We start from the raw sequence: 23216 nt of genomic DNA, 5'->3' as shown, positions 1-23216 counted from the left end.
CAGGACATCTCATGACAAGCTGCACGCCCGTAAAAACCACTTGCCCGTACTGCGGCGTCGGCTGCGGCGTGGAAGCGACACGCCTGCCCGACGGCGCCATCCGCATCGCCGGCGACGCCGCGCACCCGGCCAACCTGGGGCGCCTGTGCGTGAAAGGCTCGGCGCTGGGCGACACCCTGGATCTGGACAAGCGTTTGCTGCAGCCGCAGGTGCGCGTCGATGGTGCGTTGCAGCCGGCTTCATGGGACGTGGCGCTGGATAAAGTGGCCGGCGGCTTGCGTGTCATCATCGATGCACACGGCCCCGACGCCGTGGCCCTGTATGTCTCGGGCCAGCTGCTGACGGAAGATTATTATGTGGCCAACAAGTTCATGAAGGGCTATGTGGGCAGCGCGAATATCGACACCAATTCGCGCCTGTGCATGTCGTCGGCCGTGGCGGGACACAAGCGCGCGTTCGGCGAGGATATCGTGCCGGGCTGCTATGAAGACCTGGAACTGGCCGACATGGTGGTGCTGGTGGGGTCGAACACGGCCTGGTGCCATCCGATCCTGTTTCAGCGCATCGCCCGCATCAAGGAAAGCCGGCCGGAGATGAAACTGGTGGTGATCGACCCGCGCCGCACGGCCACCTGCGAACTGGCCGATGTCCATTTGCCCGTGAAGCCGGGTACCGACGTGTGGCTGTTCAACGGCTTGTTGTGCTATCTGGCGCAGGAAGGCGTGATCGACGATGCTTTCGTCACGCAGCACAGCTCCGGACTCGACGCAGCGCTGGCTGCGGCGCATGTTGACTGTTCAGATCCTGTGCAGGTGGCGAAAATCTGCAAGGTCGACCCGCAAGCCCTGCTGGCGTTTTACCAGGCGTTTTCCGCCACGCGCAAGGTCATCACGGCGTTTTCGCAGGGCGTGAACCAGTCGTCCTCCGGCACGGACAAGGTCAACAGCATCATCAACTGCCACCTGGCGACGGGGCGCATCGGCCAGCCCGGCATGGGGCCGTTTTCCCTCACTGGCCAGCCGAACGCCATGGGCGGGCGCGAAGTGGGGGGCTGGCCAATATGCTGGCGGCGCACCTGGAATTGGATAATCCCCTGCACCGCGACACCGTGCAGACGTTCTGGGACTCGCCACGTATCGCGAACAAGCCTGGCCTGAAAGCCGTGGAACTGTTCCACGCGATCGAATCGGGCAAGGTCAAAGCCGTGTGGATCATCGCCACCAATCCCCTGGTCAGCATGCCGGACGCCGACCAGGTGCGCCGCGCGCTGGCCAAGTGCGAACTGGTGGTGGTGTCGGACATCAGCGCCGGGTCGGATACGAATGCGCATGCCGACGTGCTGCTGCCCGCGCTGGGCTGGGGCGAGAAGGATGGCACGGTGACCAATTCCGAGCGCCGCATCTCGCGCCAGCGGGCGTTTTTGCCGGCGCCCGGCGCGGCGCGCGCAGACTGGCAGGTGCTGTGCGAGGTGGCCACGCGCATGGGCTATGCGGGCTTCGATTTCGCCTCGCCGCAGGCCATCTTCGACGAGCACGCGCGCCTGTCCACCTTCCGCAATGTGGGCGAGCAGGCGCGCCTGTTCAATCTGGCGGGCCTCGACAAGCTGGATGCGGCGCAATACGACGCGCTGGCGCCGCAGCAGTGGCCGCAGGGCAGGGCACGGCTGTTCGGCGATGGCCGCTTCGCCCATGCGGATGGGCGCGCGCGCTTCGTGCCCACGCCGCCGCGCGCACCGCGCAATGCGCCCGACGCAGAGTATCCGCTGATCCTCAACACGGGCCGGGTGCGCGACCAGTGGCATACGATGACGCGCACGGGCAAGGCGGCGAAATTGTCCGCTCACGTCGCCGAGGCGTTCATCGACCTCCACCCGCAGGATGCGCTGTTGTACAGCGTGCGCGAAGGCGAGCTGGCGCGCATTTCCAGCGCCTGGGGCGCGATGGTGGCGAGGGTCGTGCACGGCGGCGGCATCGCGCGCGGCCAGGTTTTCGTGCCGATCCACTGGAGCGACGCGAATGCCTCCGACGCGCGCGTGGGCGCCGTCGTCAACCCGGTCGTCGATCCCGTCTCGGGTGAGCCCGAATTCAAGCACACGCCCGTGCGCATCGAGCAGTTCCGCGTGCACTGGCATGCTTTCGTGTTGAGCCGCACGCCCTTGAACCTGGACGGCGTGGTGCACTGGACGCGCATCCAGGGCGAGCAATTCCTGCGCTACGAGCTGGCCGGGCGCCAGCGCATTGAAGACCTGGGCGCCTGGGCGCGCGCGCTGCTCGGCGTCACGGATGACAAGGCCGACTGGCTCGATTATGCCGACGCCAGCGCCGGCGTGTACCGCGCCGTGCACCTGGACGAAGGGCGCATCGCGCAATGCGTGTATGTCTCGCCCCGTCCCGACCTGCCGTCGCGCAGCTGGCTGGCGGGCCTGTTTGCACACGCGCAAATGGATGCGGCGGACCGCGCCGGCGTGCTGCTGGGCCAGCCCATCGGCAAGGGTGTCGACGCCGGGCCCACCGTGTGCTCGTGCTTTGGTGTCGGGCGCAACACCATTTGCGCCGCCATCGTGGAGCAAAAGCTGACGACGACGGCGCAGGTGACGGCTTGCGTCAAGGCGGGCGGTAATTGCGGTTCCTGCGTGCCAGAGATACGACAGTTGCTGCTTGAGGCGCGCAGCGCCGCCTGAAAATCTGTCCTTTCCGGCACGGCTTTGTTATATTGCCAGCTCTGTAACAGAGAGGCAGTGTGATGACAGCAGCACAACACCCCACGGTCTGGCTGACGGGCTTGAGCGGCGCCGGCAAGACCAGCATCGCGCTGGCGCTGGCGCAAGCGCTGAAGGCGCAGGGCCGCGCCGTGGCGCTGCTCGACGGCGACCAGCTGCGCCATGGCCTGAACCGCGACCTCGGTTTTACGCCGCAAGACCGGCATGAAAACATCCGCCGCACGGCCGAAGTGGCGCGCCTGATGAACGCGGCGGGATTGACCGTCATCGCCGCCTTCATTTCGCCGTACCGCGCCGACCGGGCCATGGCCGCCGACATCGTCGGCACGGCGCATTTCATCGAGGTCCACGTCAGCACGCCGCTGGCCGTGTGCGAGGCGCGCGATCCGAAAGGCCTGTACGCAAAGGCGCGCGCGGGGCAGCTTGCGCAATTCACGGGCGTTTCCGCTCCCTACGAAGCGCCGCTGTCGCCCGCGCTGACCCTGGACACGGGCACGCTGGCGCTGGACGAGTCGGTCGAGCGCCTGTGCCACTACCTTCAGCAGCGTACGTGACGAACTGGCGAAAACGATTGCGCCGACGTCTGCCCGCCAGCCTGAAGGCGCGCATGAGCGTGGTCGTCTTCCTGCTCGTGCTGGCGGCCGTGGCCTCGCTGGCGCTGGCCACCCTGAGCGTGGCCGAGCGCGGCATGCGCGATGTGACGGGACGCCAGCAGTATGTATCGCTGGCCAGCGCCGCCGTTTTCATCGATGAAGAACTCGACGCGAAGCGCAACGTGCTGCGCGCCATCGCCGACAGCCTGGCGGCCAGCGGCGCGCACGATGGCGCCGGCCTGCAGCGCTTCCTGGCCGCGCAAACGGTGCTGGGCAAGGAATTCTACACGGCCGCTGTGGTGGCTACCGATGGCTCCCTGCTGGCCAGCATGGGCCCCGTCAAGCCGCAGGCGGGGATGAACCTGAAAGGCCGCCCGTATTTTGACCAGACGCTGGCGACCGGGCGTTCGGTGATTTCCGCGCCGCTCAACGGCAGCATTTCGGGCATGCCCATCGTGGTGGTGACGCAGCCCGTGTTCGCCGCGCAGGGCGCCGTGCGCTATGTGCTGGCGGCCAGCGTGAACCTGCGCCAGCCCGATTTCCTGGGGCGCCTGGGCGCGCTCAAGCCGGGCACGGGTGGTTATCTGTACATCATGACCAGCGAAGGCGTCATCGTCGAGCATCCCGACAAGTCGCGCATCATGCAGCATATCGACGCGCATGGCCCCATCAGCGAACCGACGCGGCGCGCCATGCAGGGCTTCGAGGGCTGGCTGACGGGGACCACCACGCAAGGCGTCGATGCCTTGTTTGCCTATCACCGCATCGCCTCGACGGGCTGGATACTGGCGTCCGTGTATCCCATGCGTGACGCGTTCGCGCCGCTGCACGCCATCCGCAGCAAGATCCTGCTGGCCGCCGTGCTGCTGGCGGCGCTGGCGGGACTGGCCGGCTGGCGCGTGGTGCTGCGCCTGTTGCAGCCTTTGGAGCGCTTGCGCCGCCAGGTGCACCAGATTCGCCGCCAGCGCCTGGGCATCGAGGCGCTGCAAATCGAGCGGCGCGACGAAATCGGCGACTTGAGCCGCGATTTTTACTCGCTGGTGGCCGAGCGCGAAATCGCCGAGGCGCAGACGCGCGACAGCGAACGGCGCTTGAAGCTGCTGACGGACCATGTTCCCGTGGTGATCGTCTACATCGACCGCGAGCACCGCTACCAGTTCATCAACGCCACGTTTGAAAAATGGTTCGGCCGGTCGCGCAAGGAAAGCATGATGCAGTCGATCCGCGAGGTGCTGGGCGAAGAAGCGTATCAATTGCGCGAAGCCTACCTGCGGCGCGCCTTCGCGGGCGAGGAGGTCGAATATGAATTCACCATCGACGGCGAGGGGGAGGCGGGCCGGCGCTCCTTCCAGACCAGCTATGTGCCCGATGTGGGCGAGAGCGGCGCGGTGGAAGGCGTGTATGGCCTGATCCACGAAATCACCAAGACCAAGGCGGTGCATACGGCGCTGCAGTTTGCCGCCGCTACCGATACCCTGACGGGCATCGCCAACCGGCGCCGCTTCGACGAACAGCTGGTGCAAAGCATGCAGCGTACGCGCGTGGCGCGCGCGCCGATGGCGCTGGCGTATCTCGATATCGACCGTTTCAAGGCCATCAACGATAGCCTGGGACACAAAACGGGCGACGAGGTGCTGAAGGAGTTCGCCGCGCGCCTGGTGCGCAGCGTGCGCGCCAGCGACCTGGTGGCGCGCCTGGCCGGCGATGAATTCGTGATCATTTTCGAAGGCGTGAACGGCGCGGCGGAAGTGCGCCAGATCGGCGCGAAGATCATCGACGCCATCCGCCAGCCGTTTGAGCTGGCCAGCGGCCCGCTGCCGGTGACGACCAGCGTCGGTATCGCCATCTTCCGCGAAGGCGCGCTGACGCCGACGCAGTTGCTGGACCTGGCGGACCAGGCCCTGTATGCCGCCAAGGGGCAGGGCCGCGACGGCGTGGCGCTGCTTGAGGCGGCGCCGTAGGTTTTACAGAGTGGCAGTCCAGTGGTCGAGCTGCTGCGTGGTGGCCGTGACGCCGCCGCAGACGATGACCAGCACATTGCGGTAGGGTGCCAGTTGCGGCACCTTGCCGTAGACGGCGGCCAGCGCTGCGCCGCAGGCCGGCTCCACCACCAGGCGCTGGTCGTCAATGAAGCGCTGGCAGGCATCGACGGCGGCCTTGTCCGAGACCACCACGCTGTGCAGCAGGCGCGTCTGGCTGATGGCGTAGGCTTGCGCACACACCTGGCGCGCGGCCAGCGAGGTGGCGATGCTGGCGACAGATGGCAGGGCCACGTGGTCGCGCGCGGCCACGGCGGCCGCCAGCGAAGCGGCGCCTTCGGTTTCCACGGCCACCAGGGCCACGTCATCCCAGCCGTTGCGCTGCAAGCCTTCGGCCACGCCGGCCAGCAAGCCGCCGCCGCCCACCGACAGCACCACCGCGTCCGGTTTCAGGCCCGCGCGGGCCACTTCATCGATCATGCCTGCATGGCCCTGCCACAGCAGCGGGTCGTCGAACGGATGCAAAAAGGCGTCTTGCGGCGTGAGCATCGACTGCGCCAGCGCGTTCGCCTCTTGCCAGGCGGCGCCGTGCACGATGACTTCGGCGCCTTCCTGCGCGATCAGGGCCCTGGCCCGCGCGCTGGTCGTTTCCGGCACCACGACGATGACGGGAATGCCCAGCTGGCGTCCCGCATAGGCCACGGCGATGCCGGCATTGCCGCCGGAAGAAGAGATGAAACGGCTGGCGCCGCGCCGCGCGTATTCTTCGCAGGCGAGGCCGATGCCGCGGATCTTGAAGGAGCCGGGCGGCTGCAAGGCTTCGAGCTTGAGCCAGATGGCGCGGTCGCTGTGCAGGCTCAGGGCGCGCGAGTTGAGCAGAGGGGTTTCGATGTGCAGGGCCATGCGTGTTCCTGGTAAACGGTCAGGCCAGCATCATAGCCGAAGCGCCCGTCCCACCGTCCCACCCTTGCCGCCAGCGGCCTTAATTCAGGGGCGCGTTCTTGAGCTGATGCGTGCGCGCCACTTCCTTCATCGCATCGAGCAGGTCGTCGCGCAGTTGGCGCGGCAGCTTGCCGAAGAACTCCTCGTCGTTCTGGTCGGCCATCTCGGCCAGCACGGGCACCAGCGCTTCGCCTTCCGTGGTCAGTTCGATCGAATGCTGGCGGCGGTCCGCCAGCAGGATGGACTTGCTGACCATGCCCTTGCTTTCCAGTCGGTCGATCAGCTTCGACACGGCGCCCTTGCTCATGCCGGACACTTGCGCCAGCACCGTGGGCGAGGTGCAGCCGAGGCGGAACATTTCGCGCAGCACGACCCATTCGGACACCGTCACGCCGTTGGCTTCGGCTTTTTTCTGGAAGCTGTGGGAAACGTGGTTGGAGACGAAACGCAGCCAGTAGCCGAGATGGGCTTCCAGCTCGCTGACGGGAACGCTGTTGGGACGGGCGGTTTGCGGCATGCCGGCCGTTTCAAAATTATGGCTCATTTCTTTTCCTTCACTGGGCGGCGTTGTCGGCATGGTTAGGGCCTTGACGCTGGCTGTCGAGTGGTTTGTTTGGGAATAATCATCGTGCTTGAGGTCGTTTTAACACTGTTTTCACAGGAAATCACTGAGCGACAAAGAGTTTTTCCTTATTTCCTTGCTCTGGATAGATAAAAAGCAATATCAAGCGGCTAATCGTATTGCCGGAGAGGAAGATTAAAAAAATAACTCATGTTGCATCAATGGTAACAGCTTTTTTGCCGAATTGATAAATATTTCATATCATTCGCTGCGCTTGCCCCTACCTGCCGCTCAGGCCACCACCACCTTGACGCCCGCGTCGCGCAGGACGTCGGCAAAGCGGGCCGGCGGCGGCGCATCCGTAAACAAGATATCGATTTGCGCCAGATCTGCCAGGCGCACCAGCGCCTTGCGGCCGAATTTATGCTGATCAGCCACCAGCCACACTTCGCGCGACTGCTCGATGATGGCTTGCGCCACCTTCACTTCACGCGCATCGAAGTCGCGCAGGCTGCCGTCTTCGTCGATGCTGGAAATGCCGATGATGCCGATGTCGACCTTGAACTGGCGGATGAAGTCGATGGTGGCTTCACCCACGATGCCACGGTCGCGTCCGCGCACCACACCGCCGGCCACGATGACTTCGCAGGCGCCGTTGTCGGCCAGGATGGCGGCCACGTTCAGGTTGTTCGTCACCACGTGCAAGCCCGTGTGCTGTCCCAGCGCGCGCGCCACTTCTTCGGTGGTGGTGCCGATATTGATCAGGAGCGAGCAGCCATGCGGCACTTGCGCCGCCACGGCGGTGGCGATGCGCCGCTTGGCGTCGCTGTTGAATACCTGGCGCTGGCTGTAATCGATGTTTTCCACGGACGAGGGCAAGCCCACGCCGCCGTGATAGCGGGCCAGCAGGCGCGCTTCTTCCATCTGTTTGACGTCGCGCCGCACGGTTTGCGGCGTGACGTCGAGTTGCTGGGCCAACTCCTCGACCGACATGGTGACTTTCTGGCGCACCACTTCAAGCAAGCGGCGCTGGCGGGGATTCAAATTCATGGGCGTGTCTCTTTAAAATTGCATAAGCGAACAAAATCGAACAAATTTGGGTGAAAACATGTTGCTATGAGTTCGATTTATGGCGTAATCTTATCCATATTGCATTCGTATGACATCCGTATTGATCTTAACCACAGTCGCCGGGTGTGCCTAGTCTTTCTTGGTCGCTTGTCCTTGATAACGATGGAGTCCCGATGGCCTCAATGCAGCAGGGGATCGCCGCAGTGCCGCAGCCGCAGCCGGCGATGGCATGCGACGTGCTGGTAGTGGGCGGCGGCATCAACGGCGCCGGCATCGCGCGCGACGCGGCGGGCCGCGGCTTGTCCGTGGTGCTGTGCGAAAAAGACGACCTGGCCGCCCACACCTCGTCCGCGTCCACCAAGCTGATACACGGCGGCCTGCGCTACCTCGAATACTATGAGTTCGGCCTCGTGCGCAAGGCGCTGATCGAGCGCGAAGTGCTGCTGCGCTCGGCGCCGCACATCATGTGGCCCTTGCGCTTCGTCATGCCGCATGCGCAAGGCCAGCGCCCCGCCTGGCTGATACGCGCCGGCCTGTTTCTCTACGACATGCTGGCGAAGCGCGAAATCCTGCCTGCCTCACAAGGCATCGACCTTGAGCGCCACGCGGCCGGACAACCGTTAAAACCTGAGTTCAAGCGCGGCTTCGTGTATTCCGATGGCTGGGTCGACGATGCGCGCCTGGTGGTGCTGAACGCCATCGACGCGGCGGACAAGGGCGCCACCATTCTGACGCGCACGCGCTGCACGACGCTGGCGCGCGAAGGCGACGCTTGGCTGGCCACCTTGCAGCACGCCAGCGGCCAGCAGACTACCGTGCGCGCGCGCAGCGTCGTCAATGCGGCCGGGCCGTGGACGGCCGAGTTCCTGCAACAGGCGGCGCCCGGCGGACAGGGCCGGCATTTGCGTTTGATCAAGGGCAGCCATATCGTCGTCAAGCGATTGTTCGAGCATGATCATGCGTATATCTTCCAGCATCCGGACGGACGCATCGTGTTTGCCATTCCATACGAGCACGATTTCACCCTGATCGGCACCACCGATCTCGACTACCAGGGCGAGCGCGGCAAGGTGGAAATCGATGACGCGGAAATTCGTTACTTGTGCGAGCTTTCCAGTTACTATTTCAGCAAGCCCATCAATCCTGCCGACGTGGTCTGGACGTATGCGGGCGTGCGCCCGCTGGTGGAAGACGCGGCGGCCGACGCCAAGGCCGTCACGCGCGATTACCGCTTCGAGTTGGACCAGGAGGGCGCGCCGCTGCTGAGTATCTTCGGCGGCAAGATCACCACCTTTCGCAAGCTGGCTGAGGAAGCGCTGGATTTACTGGCGCCCTTGCTGGGCAATACGCGGCCAGCCTGGACGGCCAGCGCCTGCCTGCCCGGCGGCGACGTGTTCGGCAGTACGCCGCAGAACCGGTCCGTGCGCGAATTCGGCCAGTTCGTGCAAGGCTTGCAGCGCGACTATGCGTGGCTGCCGGCGGCGCTGGTGGCGCGCTATGCGCGCGCCTACGGCACGCGCATCCATCTGCTGCTGGCTGGGCGCAAGGATGTGGCGGCCATGGGCGAGGCAATCGCCGCCGGCCTGTACGGGGCGGAAGTCGACTATTTGCGGCGCCATGAATGGGCCGTCAGCGCGGCCGACATCCTGTGGCGGCGCTCCAAGCTGGGCCTGCACCTGCCGCGCGAGACGGCGGGCAGGCTCGACGCCTGGCTGTTGCAGCACCCTTTGCCGTAAGCAGCACATGTTGGCGACCACGCCCCGCAGAGGGTGCCGCGAAGAATAAGAAACCATCACTGGAGGAGACGCGCGTGCAACTGGTACTGGACAAGATCAGCAGGAAGCAGGGGGCTGACGATTATTTATATCCGATGTCGCTGGCGCTGGTGCCGGGCGCCATCAACGTCTTGCTGGGCACCACGCGTGCCGGCAAGACGACCCTGATGCGCGTGATGGCGGGCCTGGACAAGCCCAGCGGGGGCACAGTGACTGCCGATGGCGTCGACGTGACGGGCGTGCCCGTCAGCAAGCGCAATCTGGCCATGGTGTACCAGCAATTCATCAACTATCCGGCCTTTACCGTGTACGACAATATCGCCTCGCCCTTGCGCTTGCGCAAGGTGCCCGAGGAACAGATCCACGCCAAAGTGCTGGCGCTGGCCGAGCGCCTGCATATCACGCCGTATCTGCAGCGCACGCCCGGCGAACTGTCGGGCGGCCAGCAGCAGCGCACGGCGCTGGGGCGCGCGCTGATCAAGGATGCCTCGCTGTTGCTGCTCGACGAGCCACTGGTGAACCTCGACTACAAATTGCGTGAGGAATTGCGCCGCGAGTTGACGGAACTGTTTTCCAGCGGCAGCACGACGGTCGTGTACGCCACCACGGAACCGCTGGAAGCGCTGCAGCTGGGCGGCCACGTGGCCGTGCTGCACGAGGGACGCTTGCTGCAGCAGGGGCCGACCCTGGACGTCTTCAACGCGCCCAATTCCATCGCCGTGGCGCGTACCTTCAGCGATCCGCCCATCAACCTGATTCCCGCCCGCGTCGATGCGCAGGGCGTGGCGCAGGCGGCGGACGGCCTGGCGATACACCTGAGCGGCGCACAGCGTGCCCGCCTGGGCGACAGCACGCAGGTGATTCTCGGCGTACGCGCGCACAGCCTGCATCTGTCTCCCCAGTCCGAGGGCGACGTGGCCATCGCAGCGACGGTGGACCTGGCGGAAATCAGCGGTTCGGAAACCTATGTGCATGCGCGCCGTGGCGACCTGGCCCTGGTGGCGCAACTGGGCGGCGTGCACAACCTGGAGATCGGCAGCGCCTGCACCGTGTATTGCCAGCCGCATGCGCTGCTGATCTTTGCGGATGACGGCGGCCTGCTGTTTGCCCCTGTGCAAGGAGGAGTGTGACATGGCGCGCATCGAACTGGTCGACCTGGCCCACGCCTACAAACCGAACCCCACGGCACCCGCCGACTATGCGCTGCGGCCCATGAGCATGGCGTGGCATGACGGCGGCGCGTACGCCTTGCTGGGGCCGTCCGGCTGCGGCAAGACGACCTTGCTCAACATTATCTCTGGCCTGGTGAAACCGTCGCATGGCAAAGTGCTGTTCGACGGCAAGGATGTGACGCAGCTACCCACGGAAGCTCGGAATATCGCGCAAGTGTTCCAGTTTCCCGTCATCTACGACACCATGACCGTGCACGACAACCTGGCGTTTCCGCTGCGCAATCGCGGCTGGAGAGAAATCGAGGTGAAAAAGCGCGTGCAGCAGGTGGCGCAGATGCTGGAGCTGACAGGTGACTTGAAGTTGCGCGCCAGCGGCTTGTCCGTGGACGCGAAGCAAAAGATTTCGCTGGGAAGGGGGCTCGTGCGTCCCGACGTGGCGGCCGTGCTGTTCGATGAACCGCTGACGGTGATCGACCCGCATTTGAAATGGCTGTTGCGCAGGAAACTCAAGGAAATCCACCACGAACTGAAATTGTCCCTGATCTACGTCACGCACGACCAGGTGGAAGCGCTGACCTTTGCCGACCAGGTAGTCGTCATGACGCAGGGCGAGGTGGTGCAGACGGGCAGCGCGCAAGCGCTGTTCGAGGAGCCGGAACACACGTTTGTCGGCTATTTCATCGGCAACCCGGGCATGAACTTGCTCGATTGTACTCTGGACGATGGCGGGGCGAGGGTGGCGGGCCAGCCGCTGGCCGTGTCCGCCGCCGCCCGCGCGGCGCTGGCTGGCGCGCAAGGCAAGATCACCTTGGGAGTACGGCCGGAATTCGTCGAATGCCTGACAGCGGGCGAGGGTGGGGAGGATACGCTGGACGCCACGGTGACTGCCGTACGCAACATGGGCACGCATTACCTGGCGGAATTTCAGCTGGGCGGCGCCACGGTGGCGGCCAAGCTGCGCGCCATCGACGCCGTGGCGGGGGAGGCTGTACGGCTGCGCTTTCCGCCGCAACGCACCCTTTTCTATGTCAACGATAAGCGGGTGGCTTGATGATACATAATGGTAAGACCGATAACAACCGCCGCGCCTGGCTGTTGATCCTGCCCGTGCTGCTGTGCGTGGCCTTTTCCGCCATCCTGCCGCTGATGACGGTGGTCAATTATTCCGTGCAAGATATCCTGAGTCCCACGCAAAAGGTGTTTGTGGGCACGGAATGGTTCCGCATGGTCATGCTGGATGGCGACTTGCACAGCGCCTTGCTGCGCCAGTTGCTGTTTTCCGGCTCCGTGCTGGCGATCCAGATTCCGCTCGGTATTTTGATTGCCCTGTGCATGCCGGCCGAGGGCTGGAAAGCCTCGCTGGCGCTGGTGCTGATCGCGCTGCCCCTGCTGATACCGTGGAACGTGGTGGGCACCATCTGGCAAATCTTTGGCCGCGGCGACATCGGCCTGATGGGCTACACCCTGAATCAATTGGGTTTTGACTACAATTACAACGGCAACTCGCTCGACGCCTGGCTGACGGTGATGGTGATGGATATCTGGCACTGGACGCCCTTGGTCGTGCTGCTGTGCTATGCGGGTCTGCGCGCCATTCCCGACGCGTATTACCAGGCGGCGCGCATCGACGGCGCTTCGCGCCTGGCCGTGTTCCGCTACATCCAGCTGCCGAAACTGCGCAATGTGCTGATGATAGCTGTCTTGCTGCGCTTCATGGACAGTTTCATGATCTACACGGAACCGTTCGTGCTGACCGGTGGCGGACCGGGCAATGCCACCACCTTTTTGTCGCAATACCTGACGCAAAAGGCCGTGGGCCAGTTCGACCTGGGGCCGGCCTCGGCGTTCTCATTGATTTACTTCCTGATCATCCTGCTGTTCTGCTTTGTGCTGTACACGTGGATGCAGCGCGTCGGCACGGGAGACCAGAAATGATGCACAAGAAAATCAGCGCCATCATCCTGATCGTCTTCCTGCTGGGTTCGCTATTGCCCATCTACTGGATGCTCAACATGTCGCTCAAGACCAACGAGGAAATCGTCGGCGTGCTGAGCCTGTGGCCCGAACACCTGACGTTCGCCAACTACAAGACCATCTTTACGGACCCATCGTGGTACAGCGGCTACATCAATTCCATGATTTACGTGGCGCTGAACATGGTGATGTCGGTCACCGTGGCCTTGCCGGCCGCGTATGCCTTTTCGCGCTATAACTTTGTCGGCGACAAGCATTTGTTCTTCTGGCTGCTGACCAACCGCATGACGCCGCCCGCCGTCTTCCTCGTGCCCTTCTTCCAGCTGTATTCGACGGTGGGCCTGATGGATACGCATCTGGCCGTGGCGCTGGCGCACATGGTCTTCAACGTGCCGCTGGCCGTGTGGATTTTGGAAGGCTTCATGTCCGGCGTGCCGAAGGAAATCGACGAGACGGCGTATATCGACGGCTACAGCTTCCCCCGCTTCTTCATCCGCATCTTCTTGCCGATGATCAAGTCGGGCGTGGGCGTGACGGCCTTCTTCTGTTTCATGTTCAGCTGGGTGGAACTGTTATTGGCGCGCACCTTGACCTCCGTCAACGCCAAGCCGATTGCCGCCACCATGACGCGCACCGTCTCGGCGGCGGGCATGGACTGGGGCGTGCTGGCGGCGGCGGGAGTCTTGACCATCGTGCCCGGTGCGCTGGTGATCTGGTTCGTGCGCCATTACATCGCCAAGGGTTTTGCGATGGGGAGGGTGTGACATGGAAAATACCGATAGCACAACCAGCCTGTTCGGCTGGATGGCCTGGACGCCGGAAGTGGCCATCTTCTTCATCTGCATCGGCTTGATGCTCGCTGGCATGACGGTGTGGCAAATCCGCTCGCCCAGCATCGCGCGCAAGGGCTTCTTGCCCATGCCGACCACGCGCGGCGACCGTTTGTTCATCGGCTTGCTCACGGCCGCGTATGTCAACCTGGCGTGGGCGGGGTTTACGGAAATGCAGCAAGCGATTGGTGCTGCCATCAGTTTTGTGTTGTTGGTAATAGTGATGCGTTGGGGGTGAGCCGGCTTGCCGGTGTTGATGGAGGCCGGACCGTCAGCAGGCGGCCGGCAATACAATAAAAGGAGATTCACGATGAAATTGAAGTTCACGGTCTTCGCGGCGGTGGCCATGCTCGTGTCGAATGCGGCCCTGGCCGACGCCAAACAGGCGCAAACCTGGATCGACAAGGAATTCCAGCCATCCAGCCTGAGCAAGCAGCAACAGCTTGCTGAAATGCAGTGGTTCATCGATGCGGCGGCCAAGCTGAAAGCCAAGGGCATCAAGGAAATTTCCGTGGTCTCGGAAACCATCGACACCCATGTCTACGAATCGAAGACCCTGGCCAAGGCTTTCGAGGAAATCACCGGCATCAAGGTGCGCCACGACATCATCCAGGAAGGCGACGTGGTGGAAAAGCTGCAAACGTCGATGCAGTCCGGCAAGAGCATCTATGACGGCTGGATTTCCGATTCCGACCTGATCGGCACGCATTACCGCTATGGCGCCGTCGAGCCGCTGTCCGACTACATGGCCGCCAAGGGCAAGGAATTCACCAATCCCGGCCTGGATCTGAAAGATTTCATCGGCATCAGCTTTACCACGGCGCCCGATGGCAAGGTGTACCAGTTGCCCGACCAGCAATTTGCCAACCTGTACTGGTTCCGCGCCGACTGGTTCGCGCGCAAGGATTTGCAAGCCAAGTTCAAGGCCAAGTATGGCTACGAGCTGGGCGTGCCGCAGAACTGGTCCGCGTATGAAGACATCGCCGACTTTTTTACCAATGACGTGAAGGAACTGGACGGCAAGAAAGTGTATGGCCACATGGATTACGGCAAGAAAGATCCCTCCTTGGGCTGGCGCTTTACCGATGCCTGGCTGTCGATGGCTGGCGCGGCCGACAAGGGCATCCCGAATGGCTTGCCCGTCGATGAGTGGGGCATCAAGGTGGCGGCCGACAAGTGCACGCCTGTGGGCGCGTCCGTTTCACGCGGCGGCGCCACCAATTCGCCGGCGGCCGTGTATGCGCTGACGAAATACATCGACTGGATGAAGAAATACGCGCCGCCGCAGGCGAACGGCATGAATTTCTCGGAAGCGGGCCCGGTGCCGGCGCAGGGTGAAATTGCCCAGCAAATCTTTTGGTACACGGCGTTTACGGCTGGCATGACAAAACCGGGCTTGCCAGTGGTCAACAAGGACGGCACGCCGAAATGGCGCATGGCGCCATCGCCGCACGGCCCGTACTGGAAAGAGGGCATGCAGAACGGTTACCAGGATGTCGGTTCCTGGTTCCTGTTCAAGTCCACGCCGGACGACCGCAAGGCCGCCGCCTGGCTGTACGCGCAATTCGTTACATCGAAAACCGTGTCGCTGAAGAAATCCATCGTCGGCCTGACCTTCATCCGCGATTCCGACATCCGCCACGATTATTTCACGAAACATGCGAACGAATACGGCGGCTTGATCGAGTTCTACCGCAGCCCTGCCCGCGTGGCGTGGACGCCGACGGGCAACAACGTACCCGACTATCCGAAGCTGGCCCAGCTGTGGTGGAAGAATGTGGCCACGGCCATTACGGCGGAAAAAACGCCGCAGGCCGCCATGGATAACCTGGCCGAGGAAATGGACCAGGTCATGGCGCGCCTGCAGCGGGCCGGCATGAAGGCGTGCGCACCCAAGCTCAATGCCAAGGGCGATCCGAACCAGTATCTGTCGGACCAGCACGCTCCATGGAAAAAGCTGGCGAATGAAAAGCCGAAGGGCGAAACGATTGCCTACGATAAATTATTGCAGGCTTGGAAAGAGGGCAAGGTAAGGTAGTCGTGTAAACTTCTGCTGCCGCTTTCCCGGGGCACGGGCGTTTGCCCGTGCCCCTTCACTGTATCGACGTAGTAGCGACCATGACCAAATACATACTTGCTTTAGACCAGGGCACCACCAGTTCGCGTGCCATCCTGTTTGACCATGCGGGCCGGCCGCACGCCAGCGCGCAGCGCGAATTTCGCCAGATTTTCCCCCAGCCGGGCTGGGTCGAGCATGACGCGAACGAAATCTGGGCCTCGCAAGAGGGCGTGCTGCAGCAGGTGCTGCGCGACAGCGGCGTGGCGGCAAGCGATGTGGCCGCTATCGGCGTGACCAACCAGCGCGAAACGACGGTGCTGTGGGACCGTGCCACGGGCGAGCCCGTCGCCAACGCCATCGTCTGGCAAGACCGGAGAAATGCGGCTTATTGCGAGCAACTGGTCGGGCAGGGCAAGGCGGACCTGATCCAGCAAAAGACGGGCCTGGTGCTGGACGCCTATTTTTCCGCGACTAAATTGAAATGGCTGCTCGACAACGTTCCCGGCGCCCGCGCGCGCGCCGAGCGGGGAGAACTGGCCTTCGGCACCATCGACAGCTGGCTGATCTACAAGATGAGCGGCGCCCACTTGACGGACACGAGCAACGCGGCGCGCACCATGCTGTTCAACATTCATACTTTGCAATGGGACACGGATCTGCTGGCGCTGCTCGACATTCCCGCCTCCCTGCTGCCCGACGTCGTGCCATCGAGCGGCGTGGGCGCGCACACGCACGTTGACCTGCTGGGTATCTCCGTGCCGATCGCCGGCATCGCGGGAGACCAGCAGGCCGCGACGTTCGGCCAAGTGTGTCTGAAGCCGGGCATGGCGAAAAATACCTACGGCACGGGCTGCTTCATGCTGATGAACGTGGGCAAGCGCCCCTTGCCATCGAAAAACCGGCTGTTGACGACGGTGGGCTGGAGCCTGGGCGCGGGCAGCGACAAGACCGATTACTTGCTCGAAGGCAGCGCCTTCATCGCGGGTGCGGCCGTGCAGTGGATGCGCGATGGGCTGGGCATCATCCGCGACTCGTCCGAAGTGGAAGCGCTGGCCACCAGCGTGCCCGATTCGGGCGGCCTGGTCTTCGTGCCCGCGTTCGCGGGACTCGGCGCGCCGTACTGGGACCCGTATGCGCGCGGCACCCTGATCGGCATCACGCGCGGCACGGGCAAGGCGCATATCGCGCGCGCCGCATTGGAGGGCGTGGCTTACCAGAACGTGGACGTCTTGTCCGCCATGCAGGATGACGCGGGCATCGCCTTGAGCGAGCTGCGCGTCGATGGCGGCGCGGCGCGCAACGACATGCTGATGCAGTTCCAGGCCGACATCTTGAATGTGCCCGTGGTGCGTCCCGTGGTGACGGAAACGACGGCCCTGGGCGCCGCCTACCTGGCGGGTCTGGCCGTGGGTTTCTGGGCATCGCAGGAAGAAATCGCCGCCCAGTGGCAGGTGGGACGCCGCTTCGAACCGGCCATGGCCGCCGACGAACGCCTGACGCGGCTGCACAAATGGCAGCGCGCCGTGGAGCGCTCGCGCGACTGGAGCGAGTGACAGCTTACTGGCGTGCCACGGCTTTTAACAGGCGCGGCAGCAGCAGGGCCGCGCCGGTGGCGCACAGGGCGCTGGCGGCGTAGGCCAGGACCGGCGTGATCGACGGCGTGGCAAATGCCAGCGCGAAACTGCCGTACAGCATTACGCCGCACAGCGCACCGGCGCAGGCCGATGGCAGGCGGCCGATTGTTGCATTTCGGCGCTGCGCCACTGCGCCAAAGGCGGCGATGCATATGCCCAGCACCAGCGCGCCAAATAGATACAGGCTGGCAGCGGCGCCGATCGGCTCCGCATCGGTGGCGGCCATCGACGGAACGGCACAGGCCGCTGCCAGGGCAAAACCGGCGGCAAAGAACAGTGGTCTCATCTTCCTTCTTTCAAATAGTAGACGGCATAGCCGACGGTTTCGCGCGGCACGGAATACAGGTCGCGCAGTTCGAAGTAGGGCGCGTGCACCTGGCCGCTGACGGTGATGCCGGCCCGTTCCAGAGCCAGACGGAAGCGCGGTACATGAAAATACTGCGTGGCGACCATGGCCGTCTGCCAGCCGTGCGTGCGCATCAGAACGGTCGCATTGCGCGCCGTGGCTTCCGTGGTCCAGCCTTGATTGTCCTCAATAATGGCGCTGGCCGGTACGCCGCGCGACCGCAGGTAGCGCGCCATGGAAGCGGCCTCGTCGAACCCTTCCTTGCCCGTCGCCCCGCTGACGAGGATGCGCGGCGCCCTGTGTTCGTGGAACTGTTTGAGCGCCACGTCGAGCCGCGCCTGCAGGCGGGGGCTGGGCGTGCCGTCGGGCAGGATGGTATTGCCGGGCACGACGATCACGTCGGCGGGCGCCAGTTTATCGTGCAGGCCAGCCCCTACCAGCGCGGTCGTGGCCAGCAGGAAAACACCCGCAGTCGTTAAGCCCAGCACAGTTATTTTTCGCATCGTTCATCATCGAGTGGGGAATGGACGCATGATACCCGTCCATTCCCGCCTGCGTCAGTTCGCCTGCGCCTTGCGCGCACGCTGGTTCGACAGATAAATATTGTCTATTTCCAGCGGCTTGCCTTCGCGCACGGCATCGAGCCAGGCCTGCGTGCTGGCTACGGCGGCGAAATTCGAGTGGAACACGGTGCTGAAGACACGGTGGATTTCCTCGGCGCTGGCCGTGCCGCCCGCATTCGCGTAGGGCAGGGTGCCGCTGGCATCTTGCAGGAATTCGACTTGCAAGCCGTCGTGTGCGGCGTGGTAGATGGTGGCGGCATCGCAGTTGTGCGTCATGTAGCCGGTCACCGTCAGGGTGTCGATGTTGCGGCTCTCCAGCCAGGCGCGCAAGTCCGTGCCCGCAAAGGCGCTGCCCATGCTCTTGTTGATGCGGTGGTCGGCAGGGAATGCTGAGACGGCCGGATGCAGCTGCCAGCCGTCGCTGCCCCTGGCGAAGATGGGAGAATTTTCCGGCGCATCGTGCTGGACGACGATCACGGGCACGCCGGCGGCGTGGGCGGCGGCCATGGCGGTGACGATATTCGGCAGCGAGATGTCGACGGACGGATATTCGATGGGCATGTCGCCCGTGAAGTATTCATTTTGTACATCGATGACGAGCAGGGCGCGGCGTGGTGCGGTAGTGTTGGACATGCGTGACTCCTGAATGGTTGAAAGAGGAAGGACTTCCCCGATACAGTCATTTTCAAGCTGCGCGTTACAAACAAAAAGTGGCCCGAAGGCCTATCTGCGATAAAATCGGGCCATGCCTACCATTTCCGCTACTTCCGCTCCCTTGCGCATCGCCGTGATCGCCTTCGATGGCATGACGCCATTTCACTTGTCCGTGCCTTGCCTCGTGTTTGGCGCCCAGACGGACGAGGCCGATCTGCCGCCTTTTCACGTGCGCGTGTGTGCCGCCGATCCCGCACCGTTGCGCACGGCGGCCGGCTTTTGCATCACGCCCGAGTGCGGACTGGAGGGGCTGGAGGGCGCCGATATCGTCATCATGCCGGCCTGGCACGACGATTGCCGCGATGCCGCACCGTCGCTGGTCGCGGCGCTGCAGGCGGCCAGCGCGCGCGGCGCGCGCATGGTGGGCCTGTGCCTGGGCGCGTTTCCGCTGGCGCAGGCGGGCTTGTTGGATGGCAAGCGCGCGGCCACGCACTGGGGCATGGCGCAGCAGCTGGCGGCCCGCTATCCCAGGGTCAGGGTGGACCGCGAAGTGCTGTATGTGGACGATGGCGCCGTGCTGACGTCGGCCGGCGTGGCGGCCGGCCTCGATTGCTGTTTGTACCTGCTGCGCCAGCTGGCCGGTGCCGAGGTGGCGAACCGCGTGGCGCGCCGGCTGCTGGTGGCGCCGCACCGCCAGGGTGGGCAGGCGCAATTCATCGAGCGCCCGCTGCCCGTGTCCGGCAGCGAAGGGCGCTTTGCCGAGGTGCTCGCTGGCGTGACGGCCAACCTGGGCCAGGCGCACAGCATCGACGCGCTGGCCGCACGGGCCGCCATGAGCCGGCGCAACTTTACGCGCCATTTCCGCCAGGCCACGGGTACGTCCTTCAAGCAATGGCTGCTGAACCAGCGTCTTGCGCATGCGCAAGGCATGCTGGAAAAAAGCGCAGCCTCGATCGATGTCGTGGCGCAAGAGGCCGGCTTCGGCACGGCGTTGTCGCTGCGCCAGCATTTCCGGGCCAACTTGCAGACGTCGCCGTCGGCGTACCGCAAGCTGTTCCGCGAGAAGCTGGCGTGCGCGGGGTGCTGAGATCAATGCGCAGGGCTTGTGACGCCTGCCAGTTCCTCTGCTTCCCATACCCGGTAGCTGGCTTTTCCTTCCGGTGAATCGAGTGTGATCATCGTCTGCGCTTGCCCGCCGAACTGGCTGAAGCTGGTTTTGCTCGCCGCGTAGGCGGGTACCAGGGTGACGAGATTACGCACCAGCAAGCCAACATGCCGTGCCGCGTGCTCGATGACGACGATGCGCGCCGTTGGCGCACCCTGGGGGCCGAGCGCGATCAATGGCAGCGTGCGTCCTTGCCAGGTAAAGCTGCCAGGCGGCGCGGCCGGGTCGTCGGGCGAGGGGGCTTGCATGTCCGCAGGCAGGGGCAGGATGGTGACGATGGCGGCCATCGGCAATGCCAGTTCTTCGCCCGCATCGCAGACGATGTAGGCATCGCTGCTGCGCCTGTCTTGCGCCAGCGCCTGCACTTGCGCGCGCGTGTCGCGCGAGGTTTGCGGACATAGGGCCAGCAAGGCCGCGTCGTCGAGCAGCAGTTGTGGCGGGCCCGATTCGGCCGTGATGGTGGCGGCCACCAGTGGGTGGCTGCAAGGCCCGTCCGTCGCGTGCAGCAGCTGGCTGCAGGCGATATCGCGCACGGCCAGCGTCTTGTCGATGCGTATCCCCAGGCAGAGGCCGTCGCGTTCCAGCACGGCCAGCAGGGGCGGCGGCGCTGGCGGTGCCGGCAAGGCTCCGTTGAAAACGGCGCCATTGAGGACGTAGACCTGGCGGCCGCGCCAGCCGGCCACACCGGCCAATGGCCCATTCCAGCCGAATGCCGTGTCCATTGGCGGGCAGGGCAGGACTTCGGCTACCAGCGTCGAGGGCAGTGCCAGCACGCGTCCTGCCAGTTCGAACAGGGCCAGCGATATGGCAGGGCCGGCCTGGGCCAGGTCGGGCGGTGCATCGCCCCCTGCTTGCATGCCCGCCGTACGGCTCCAGGCTTGCGCCCGCAGCATCAGGCGCTGCGGCTCCAGCAAGTTCAGCAGTTCATCATCGCCAGCGGATCGCGCGACGTAACGGAAGAAGTGGTCAGGCTCATCGTCGTGGTACACCTGCTCAATGTGCTCAGGATGAATTTTCTGTGCGCTGGAGACGGCATCGACGGCGAGCCCGGCCAGCAGGCCGTCCGTCGCCAGCACCAGCACGTAAGCGCAGGGCGTATCGGCCGCCATGTGGAGCCAGGGGCGCAAGTCGATCAGGGGAATCACCCGGCCCTGATGTGAAAAAACCCCGGCCAGGGCGCCTGTTGCACCCGGCACGGGAAGCACACCGGCGGGACGCGCCAGCGCCTGGTGCACACAGGAAGATGCAATGCCCACCTGCAGCGAGCCTATCCTGACCCGCACGTAATCCTGTGCCGCCGCTAGCGGGGCCGTCATGCTCAGTGCTCCGCAGCGGTGGTCGCTTGCAGCTCGGTCAGCAGTTGCGCCACGTGCCTGCTGGAGTCGACCTGGGCCGCCGTGGCCTGGTCGATCTGGCCGATCGATTGTGTCGTGTTATGGACGGAATCACGGATCTGTTCGAACGATTGGCGCACCTGTTCTGACAGGGTGCCGCTTTGATCGACGCGGCTGATGGTGCTATCGATCAGGCGCGCGATGTTGCGCGCCGCATCGCCGGATTTTTCGGCCAGTTTGCGTACTTCATCCGCCACGACGGCAAAACCGCGACCGTGCTCCCCGGCGCGGGCCGCCTCGACGGCGGCATTGAAGGCCAGCAGGTTGGTCTGGATCGCAATATCGCTGATCGTGCTGACGATTTCATGGACGTCCTGCGACGATTTCTGGATCTCCAGGATGGAATCGATGGATTGGCCCAGCAGTACGCGCCCCTGCCGGGCATGCTGTTCCGTTTGCTGTGCGATGGTGTTCGCATGCGCTGCGCCCTGGCCGATGCTGTCGATGGCGCCGGCGAGCTCCTGCATGGCATCGCCGATGCCGGCGACGCGGCTGCTGACGGTCTGTTCGCGCTCGACCTGCTGCGTGATGTCCATGGCGAATTTGACGACCTTGAAGGCACGGCCGTTGGTGTCGAGAATCGGATTGTAGGTGGCCTGCAGCCAGATGGCGGCGCCATGCTTGGCAAGCCGGTGAAAACGGGCGCTCTTGAATTTGCCTTCGCCGAGATCGGCCCAGAAGTTACGGTAAGCTTCGCTCTGCACCAGCATGTCGTCGCAAAACATGCTGTGGTGCTGTCCCTGCACTTCTTCCAGCGTGTAGCCGACGGCCCGCAGGAAATTGCTGTTGGCCGTCAGGATATTGCCCCGCATGTCGAATTCGATCACCGCTTGCGAGCGGGCGATGGCATCGATCTTGCCGGCCGTCTCGGAGCTGAGGCGCTTGGCGGCGGTGATGTCGGTGGCAAACTTGATCACTTTGAGCGGCCGGCCATCGATATCGAGGATGGGGTTGTAGGACGCCTGTATCCAGACTTCGCGCCCCAGCTTGTCAAGCCTGCGGAACTCGCCGGACTGGAATTGACCGCGTCCCAGGCCTTCCCACAAGTGCCGGTAGCTGCTCGCCTGCACATCTTCCGCAGTGCAGAACATGCGATGGTGCTGGCCGAGCAGTTCCTGCTCCTGATAGCCGAAGGTGCGCAGAAAGTTGTCGTTGGCGCGCAATACGCGGCCCTGCAGATCAAATTCAATCACGGCCTGGACACGTTCAATGGCCTCGATCTTGCCCGAAAAATCCAGGCGCGAGCGCATCTCGGCCGTGATGTCGTCGAAGAGCGCGATGACGTGGTCGGCTTGTCCGCCATCGTGCGACAGCGGGACATAGCGGGCCTGTATCCAGAGTTCCCGTCCTTGCCTGTCCACGCGATGAAAATCGCCGCACTGTGACTGGCCCTCGGCCAGCAGGCGCCAGAATTCCCGCTCCTCCTGCTGCCGTTCGCGCGTGACCGTGCATAGCAACTGGTGGGGCTGGCCCAGCAATTCATCGCGCTGATAGCCGAACAGATCCAGCGCGATCTGGTTGGCGTTGCTCACGCAGCCGTGCAAATCGAATTGCAGCAGGCCTTGCATCTTGCCCAGCGCGGCTGCCAGGCCAACACCATCGATGCCTTGCTTTGCCTGCTCAGCTTCCATCATCGGGTAGTTCATTGCGATCTCCATGTTCTCAGGCCGGCGCGCGCCGGCACAACGGTACGTGACTGTTTGCGTCGCGTGGCAGTCAGGCTTGCCTCGGCATCCGAAAAAACAAATAAATTAAATATGCCTAATTAAACAAATATTCAACAA

General features: G+C 64.0%; 19 protein-coding genes and 1 pseudogene. 12 read left to right on the top strand and 8 right to left on the bottom strand.

The annotated features are described in order from the left end of the window. Positions 1 to 11: 11 nt before the first annotated feature. The 3 genes and pseudogenes from C8C92_RS19140 to C8C92_RS19130 all read left to right on the top strand — a co-directional run bounded on the left by C8C92_RS19140 (position 12) and on the right by C8C92_RS19130 (position 5273). Positions 12 to 2680, top strand: a pseudogene (locus C8C92_RS19140) (molybdopterin-dependent oxidoreductase). A 62-nt stretch (positions 2681 to 2742) separates the two neighbouring features. Continuing rightward, a complete protein-coding gene (cysC, locus tag C8C92_RS19135; RefSeq protein WP_116744965.1) occupies positions 2743 to 3273 on the top strand; it encodes an adenylyl-sulfate kinase in 531 nt (176 codons plus the stop codon). 17 nt (positions 3274 to 3290) lie between these two features. Further along, the gene (locus C8C92_RS19130) at positions 3291 to 5273 is read left to right on the top strand and encodes a diguanylate cyclase (protein ID WP_116744964.1); all 1983 of its coding nucleotides are present in this window, start codon (positions 3291 to 3293) and stop codon (positions 5271 to 5273) included. 3 nt (positions 5274 to 5276) lie between these two features. Here C8C92_RS19130 and C8C92_RS19125 read toward each other — a convergent pair whose 3' ends face one another. The 3 genes from C8C92_RS19125 to C8C92_RS19115 form a co-directional block, all read right to left on the bottom strand. After that, entirely contained in the window at positions 5277 to 6194 is a 918-nt protein-coding gene (locus tag C8C92_RS19125; RefSeq protein WP_116744963.1) for a pyridoxal-phosphate dependent enzyme, read from the bottom strand. A 79-nt stretch (positions 6195 to 6273) separates the two neighbouring features. After that, on the bottom strand, positions 6274 to 6777 hold the full coding sequence (locus tag C8C92_RS19120; RefSeq protein WP_099763193.1) for a MarR family transcriptional regulator: 504 nt from the start codon (positions 6775 to 6777) through the stop codon (positions 6274 to 6276). Positions 6778 to 7086: 309 nt separating this feature from the next. Beyond that, positions 7087 to 7845, bottom strand: a complete 759-nt coding sequence (locus C8C92_RS19115; RefSeq protein ID WP_096236294.1) for a DeoR/GlpR family DNA-binding transcription regulator — start codon at positions 7843 to 7845, stop codon at positions 7087 to 7089. A gap of 194 nt (positions 7846 to 8039) precedes the next feature. Here C8C92_RS19115 and glpD point away from each other — a divergent pair, with 194 nt between their 5' ends. The 8 genes from glpD (at position 8040) to glpK (ending at position 17229) form a co-directional block, all read left to right on the top strand. Further along, complete coding sequence (glpD, locus tag C8C92_RS19110; RefSeq protein ID WP_243420285.1) at positions 8040 to 9602, top strand: glycerol-3-phosphate dehydrogenase; 1563 nt, start codon at positions 8040 to 8042, stop codon at positions 9600 to 9602. A gap of 74 nt (positions 9603 to 9676) precedes the next feature. After that, positions 9677 to 10771 carry an ABC transporter ATP-binding protein gene (locus C8C92_RS19105; protein WP_099763194.1) on the top strand — a complete coding sequence of 365 codons (1095 nt, stop codon included), beginning with the start codon at positions 9677 to 9679 and terminating at the stop codon, positions 10769 to 10771. A 1-nt stretch (position 10772) separates the two neighbouring features. Continuing rightward, entirely contained in the window at positions 10773 to 11864 is a 1092-nt protein-coding gene (locus tag C8C92_RS19100; RefSeq protein WP_116744962.1) for an ABC transporter ATP-binding protein, read from the top strand. Further along, entirely contained in the window at positions 11864 to 12748 is an 885-nt protein-coding gene (locus tag C8C92_RS19095; protein WP_071076566.1) for a sugar ABC transporter permease, read from the top strand. The genes C8C92_RS19100 and C8C92_RS19095 overlap by 1 nt, the downstream gene beginning before the upstream one ends. Beyond that, positions 12748 to 13551: a carbohydrate ABC transporter permease gene (locus C8C92_RS19090; protein WP_180288016.1), complete on the top strand. Its 804-nt coding sequence runs from the start codon at positions 12748 to 12750 to the stop codon at positions 13549 to 13551. Before C8C92_RS19095 ends, C8C92_RS19090 begins: the two co-directional genes overlap by 1 nt. A gap of 28 nt (positions 13552 to 13579) precedes the next feature. Beyond that, positions 13580 to 13855, top strand: coding sequence for a DUF2160 domain-containing protein (locus tag C8C92_RS19085; RefSeq protein ID WP_099764528.1), 276 nt, complete (start codon positions 13580 to 13582; stop codon positions 13853 to 13855). A 72-nt stretch (positions 13856 to 13927) separates the two neighbouring features. Then, positions 13928 to 15655: an extracellular solute-binding protein gene (locus C8C92_RS19080; RefSeq protein ID WP_099763197.1), complete on the top strand. Its 1728-nt coding sequence runs from the start codon at positions 13928 to 13930 to the stop codon at positions 15653 to 15655. Positions 15656 to 15735: 80 nt separating this feature from the next. Further along, positions 15736 to 17229, top strand: coding sequence for a glycerol kinase GlpK (gene glpK, locus C8C92_RS19075; protein WP_116744961.1), 1494 nt, complete (start codon positions 15736 to 15738; stop codon positions 17227 to 17229). Between the two features lie 4 nt (positions 17230 to 17233). On the opposite strand, the gene C8C92_RS19070 is transcribed toward glpK, so the two are convergent. The 3 genes from C8C92_RS19070 to C8C92_RS19060 are packed head-to-tail and all read right to left on the bottom strand — an operon-like array spanning position 17234 to position 18852. Next, positions 17234 to 17596: a hypothetical protein gene (locus tag C8C92_RS19070; protein WP_099763199.1), complete on the bottom strand. Its 363-nt coding sequence runs from the start codon at positions 17594 to 17596 to the stop codon at positions 17234 to 17236. Continuing rightward, a complete protein-coding gene (locus C8C92_RS19065) occupies positions 17593 to 18159 on the bottom strand; it encodes a YdcF family protein (RefSeq protein WP_243420284.1) in 567 nt (188 codons plus the stop codon). Before C8C92_RS19065 ends, C8C92_RS19070 begins: the two co-directional genes overlap by 4 nt. A gap of 54 nt (positions 18160 to 18213) precedes the next feature. Continuing rightward, positions 18214 to 18852 (bottom strand): cysteine hydrolase family protein, encoded by a 639-nt coding sequence (locus tag C8C92_RS19060; protein ID WP_116744960.1) that lies wholly within the window; start codon positions 18850 to 18852, stop codon positions 18214 to 18216. Positions 18853 to 18964: 112 nt separating this feature from the next. Here C8C92_RS19060 and C8C92_RS19055 point away from each other — a divergent pair, with 112 nt between their 5' ends. Then, positions 18965 to 19960, top strand: a complete 996-nt coding sequence (locus C8C92_RS19055; protein WP_165829498.1) for a helix-turn-helix domain-containing protein — start codon at positions 18965 to 18967, stop codon at positions 19958 to 19960. Between the two features lie 2 nt (positions 19961 to 19962). On the opposite strand, the gene C8C92_RS19050 is transcribed toward C8C92_RS19055, so the two are convergent. Together C8C92_RS19050 and C8C92_RS19045 are read right to left on the bottom strand one after the other, a co-directional pair. Then, positions 19963 to 21354 carry a chemotaxis protein CheW gene (locus tag C8C92_RS19050; RefSeq protein WP_116744958.1) on the bottom strand — a complete coding sequence of 464 codons (1392 nt, stop codon included), beginning with the start codon at positions 21352 to 21354 and terminating at the stop codon, positions 19963 to 19965. A 2-nt stretch (positions 21355 to 21356) separates the two neighbouring features. Beyond that, the gene (locus tag C8C92_RS19045; protein ID WP_165829497.1) at positions 21357 to 23078 is read right to left on the bottom strand and encodes a PAS domain-containing methyl-accepting chemotaxis protein; all 1722 of its coding nucleotides are present in this window, start codon (positions 23076 to 23078) and stop codon (positions 21357 to 21359) included. Positions 23079 to 23216: the final 138 nt, after the last annotated feature.

The organism is Janthinobacterium sp. 78, assembly GCF_003096775.1.
In the GTDB taxonomy this organism is placed as follows: Bacteria; Pseudomonadota; Gammaproteobacteria; order Burkholderiales; family Burkholderiaceae_D; genus Janthinobacterium; species Janthinobacterium tructae.
Note: the sequence above shows the minus strand (reverse complement) of the source record. Positions and strands in the feature narration are given on the sequence as shown.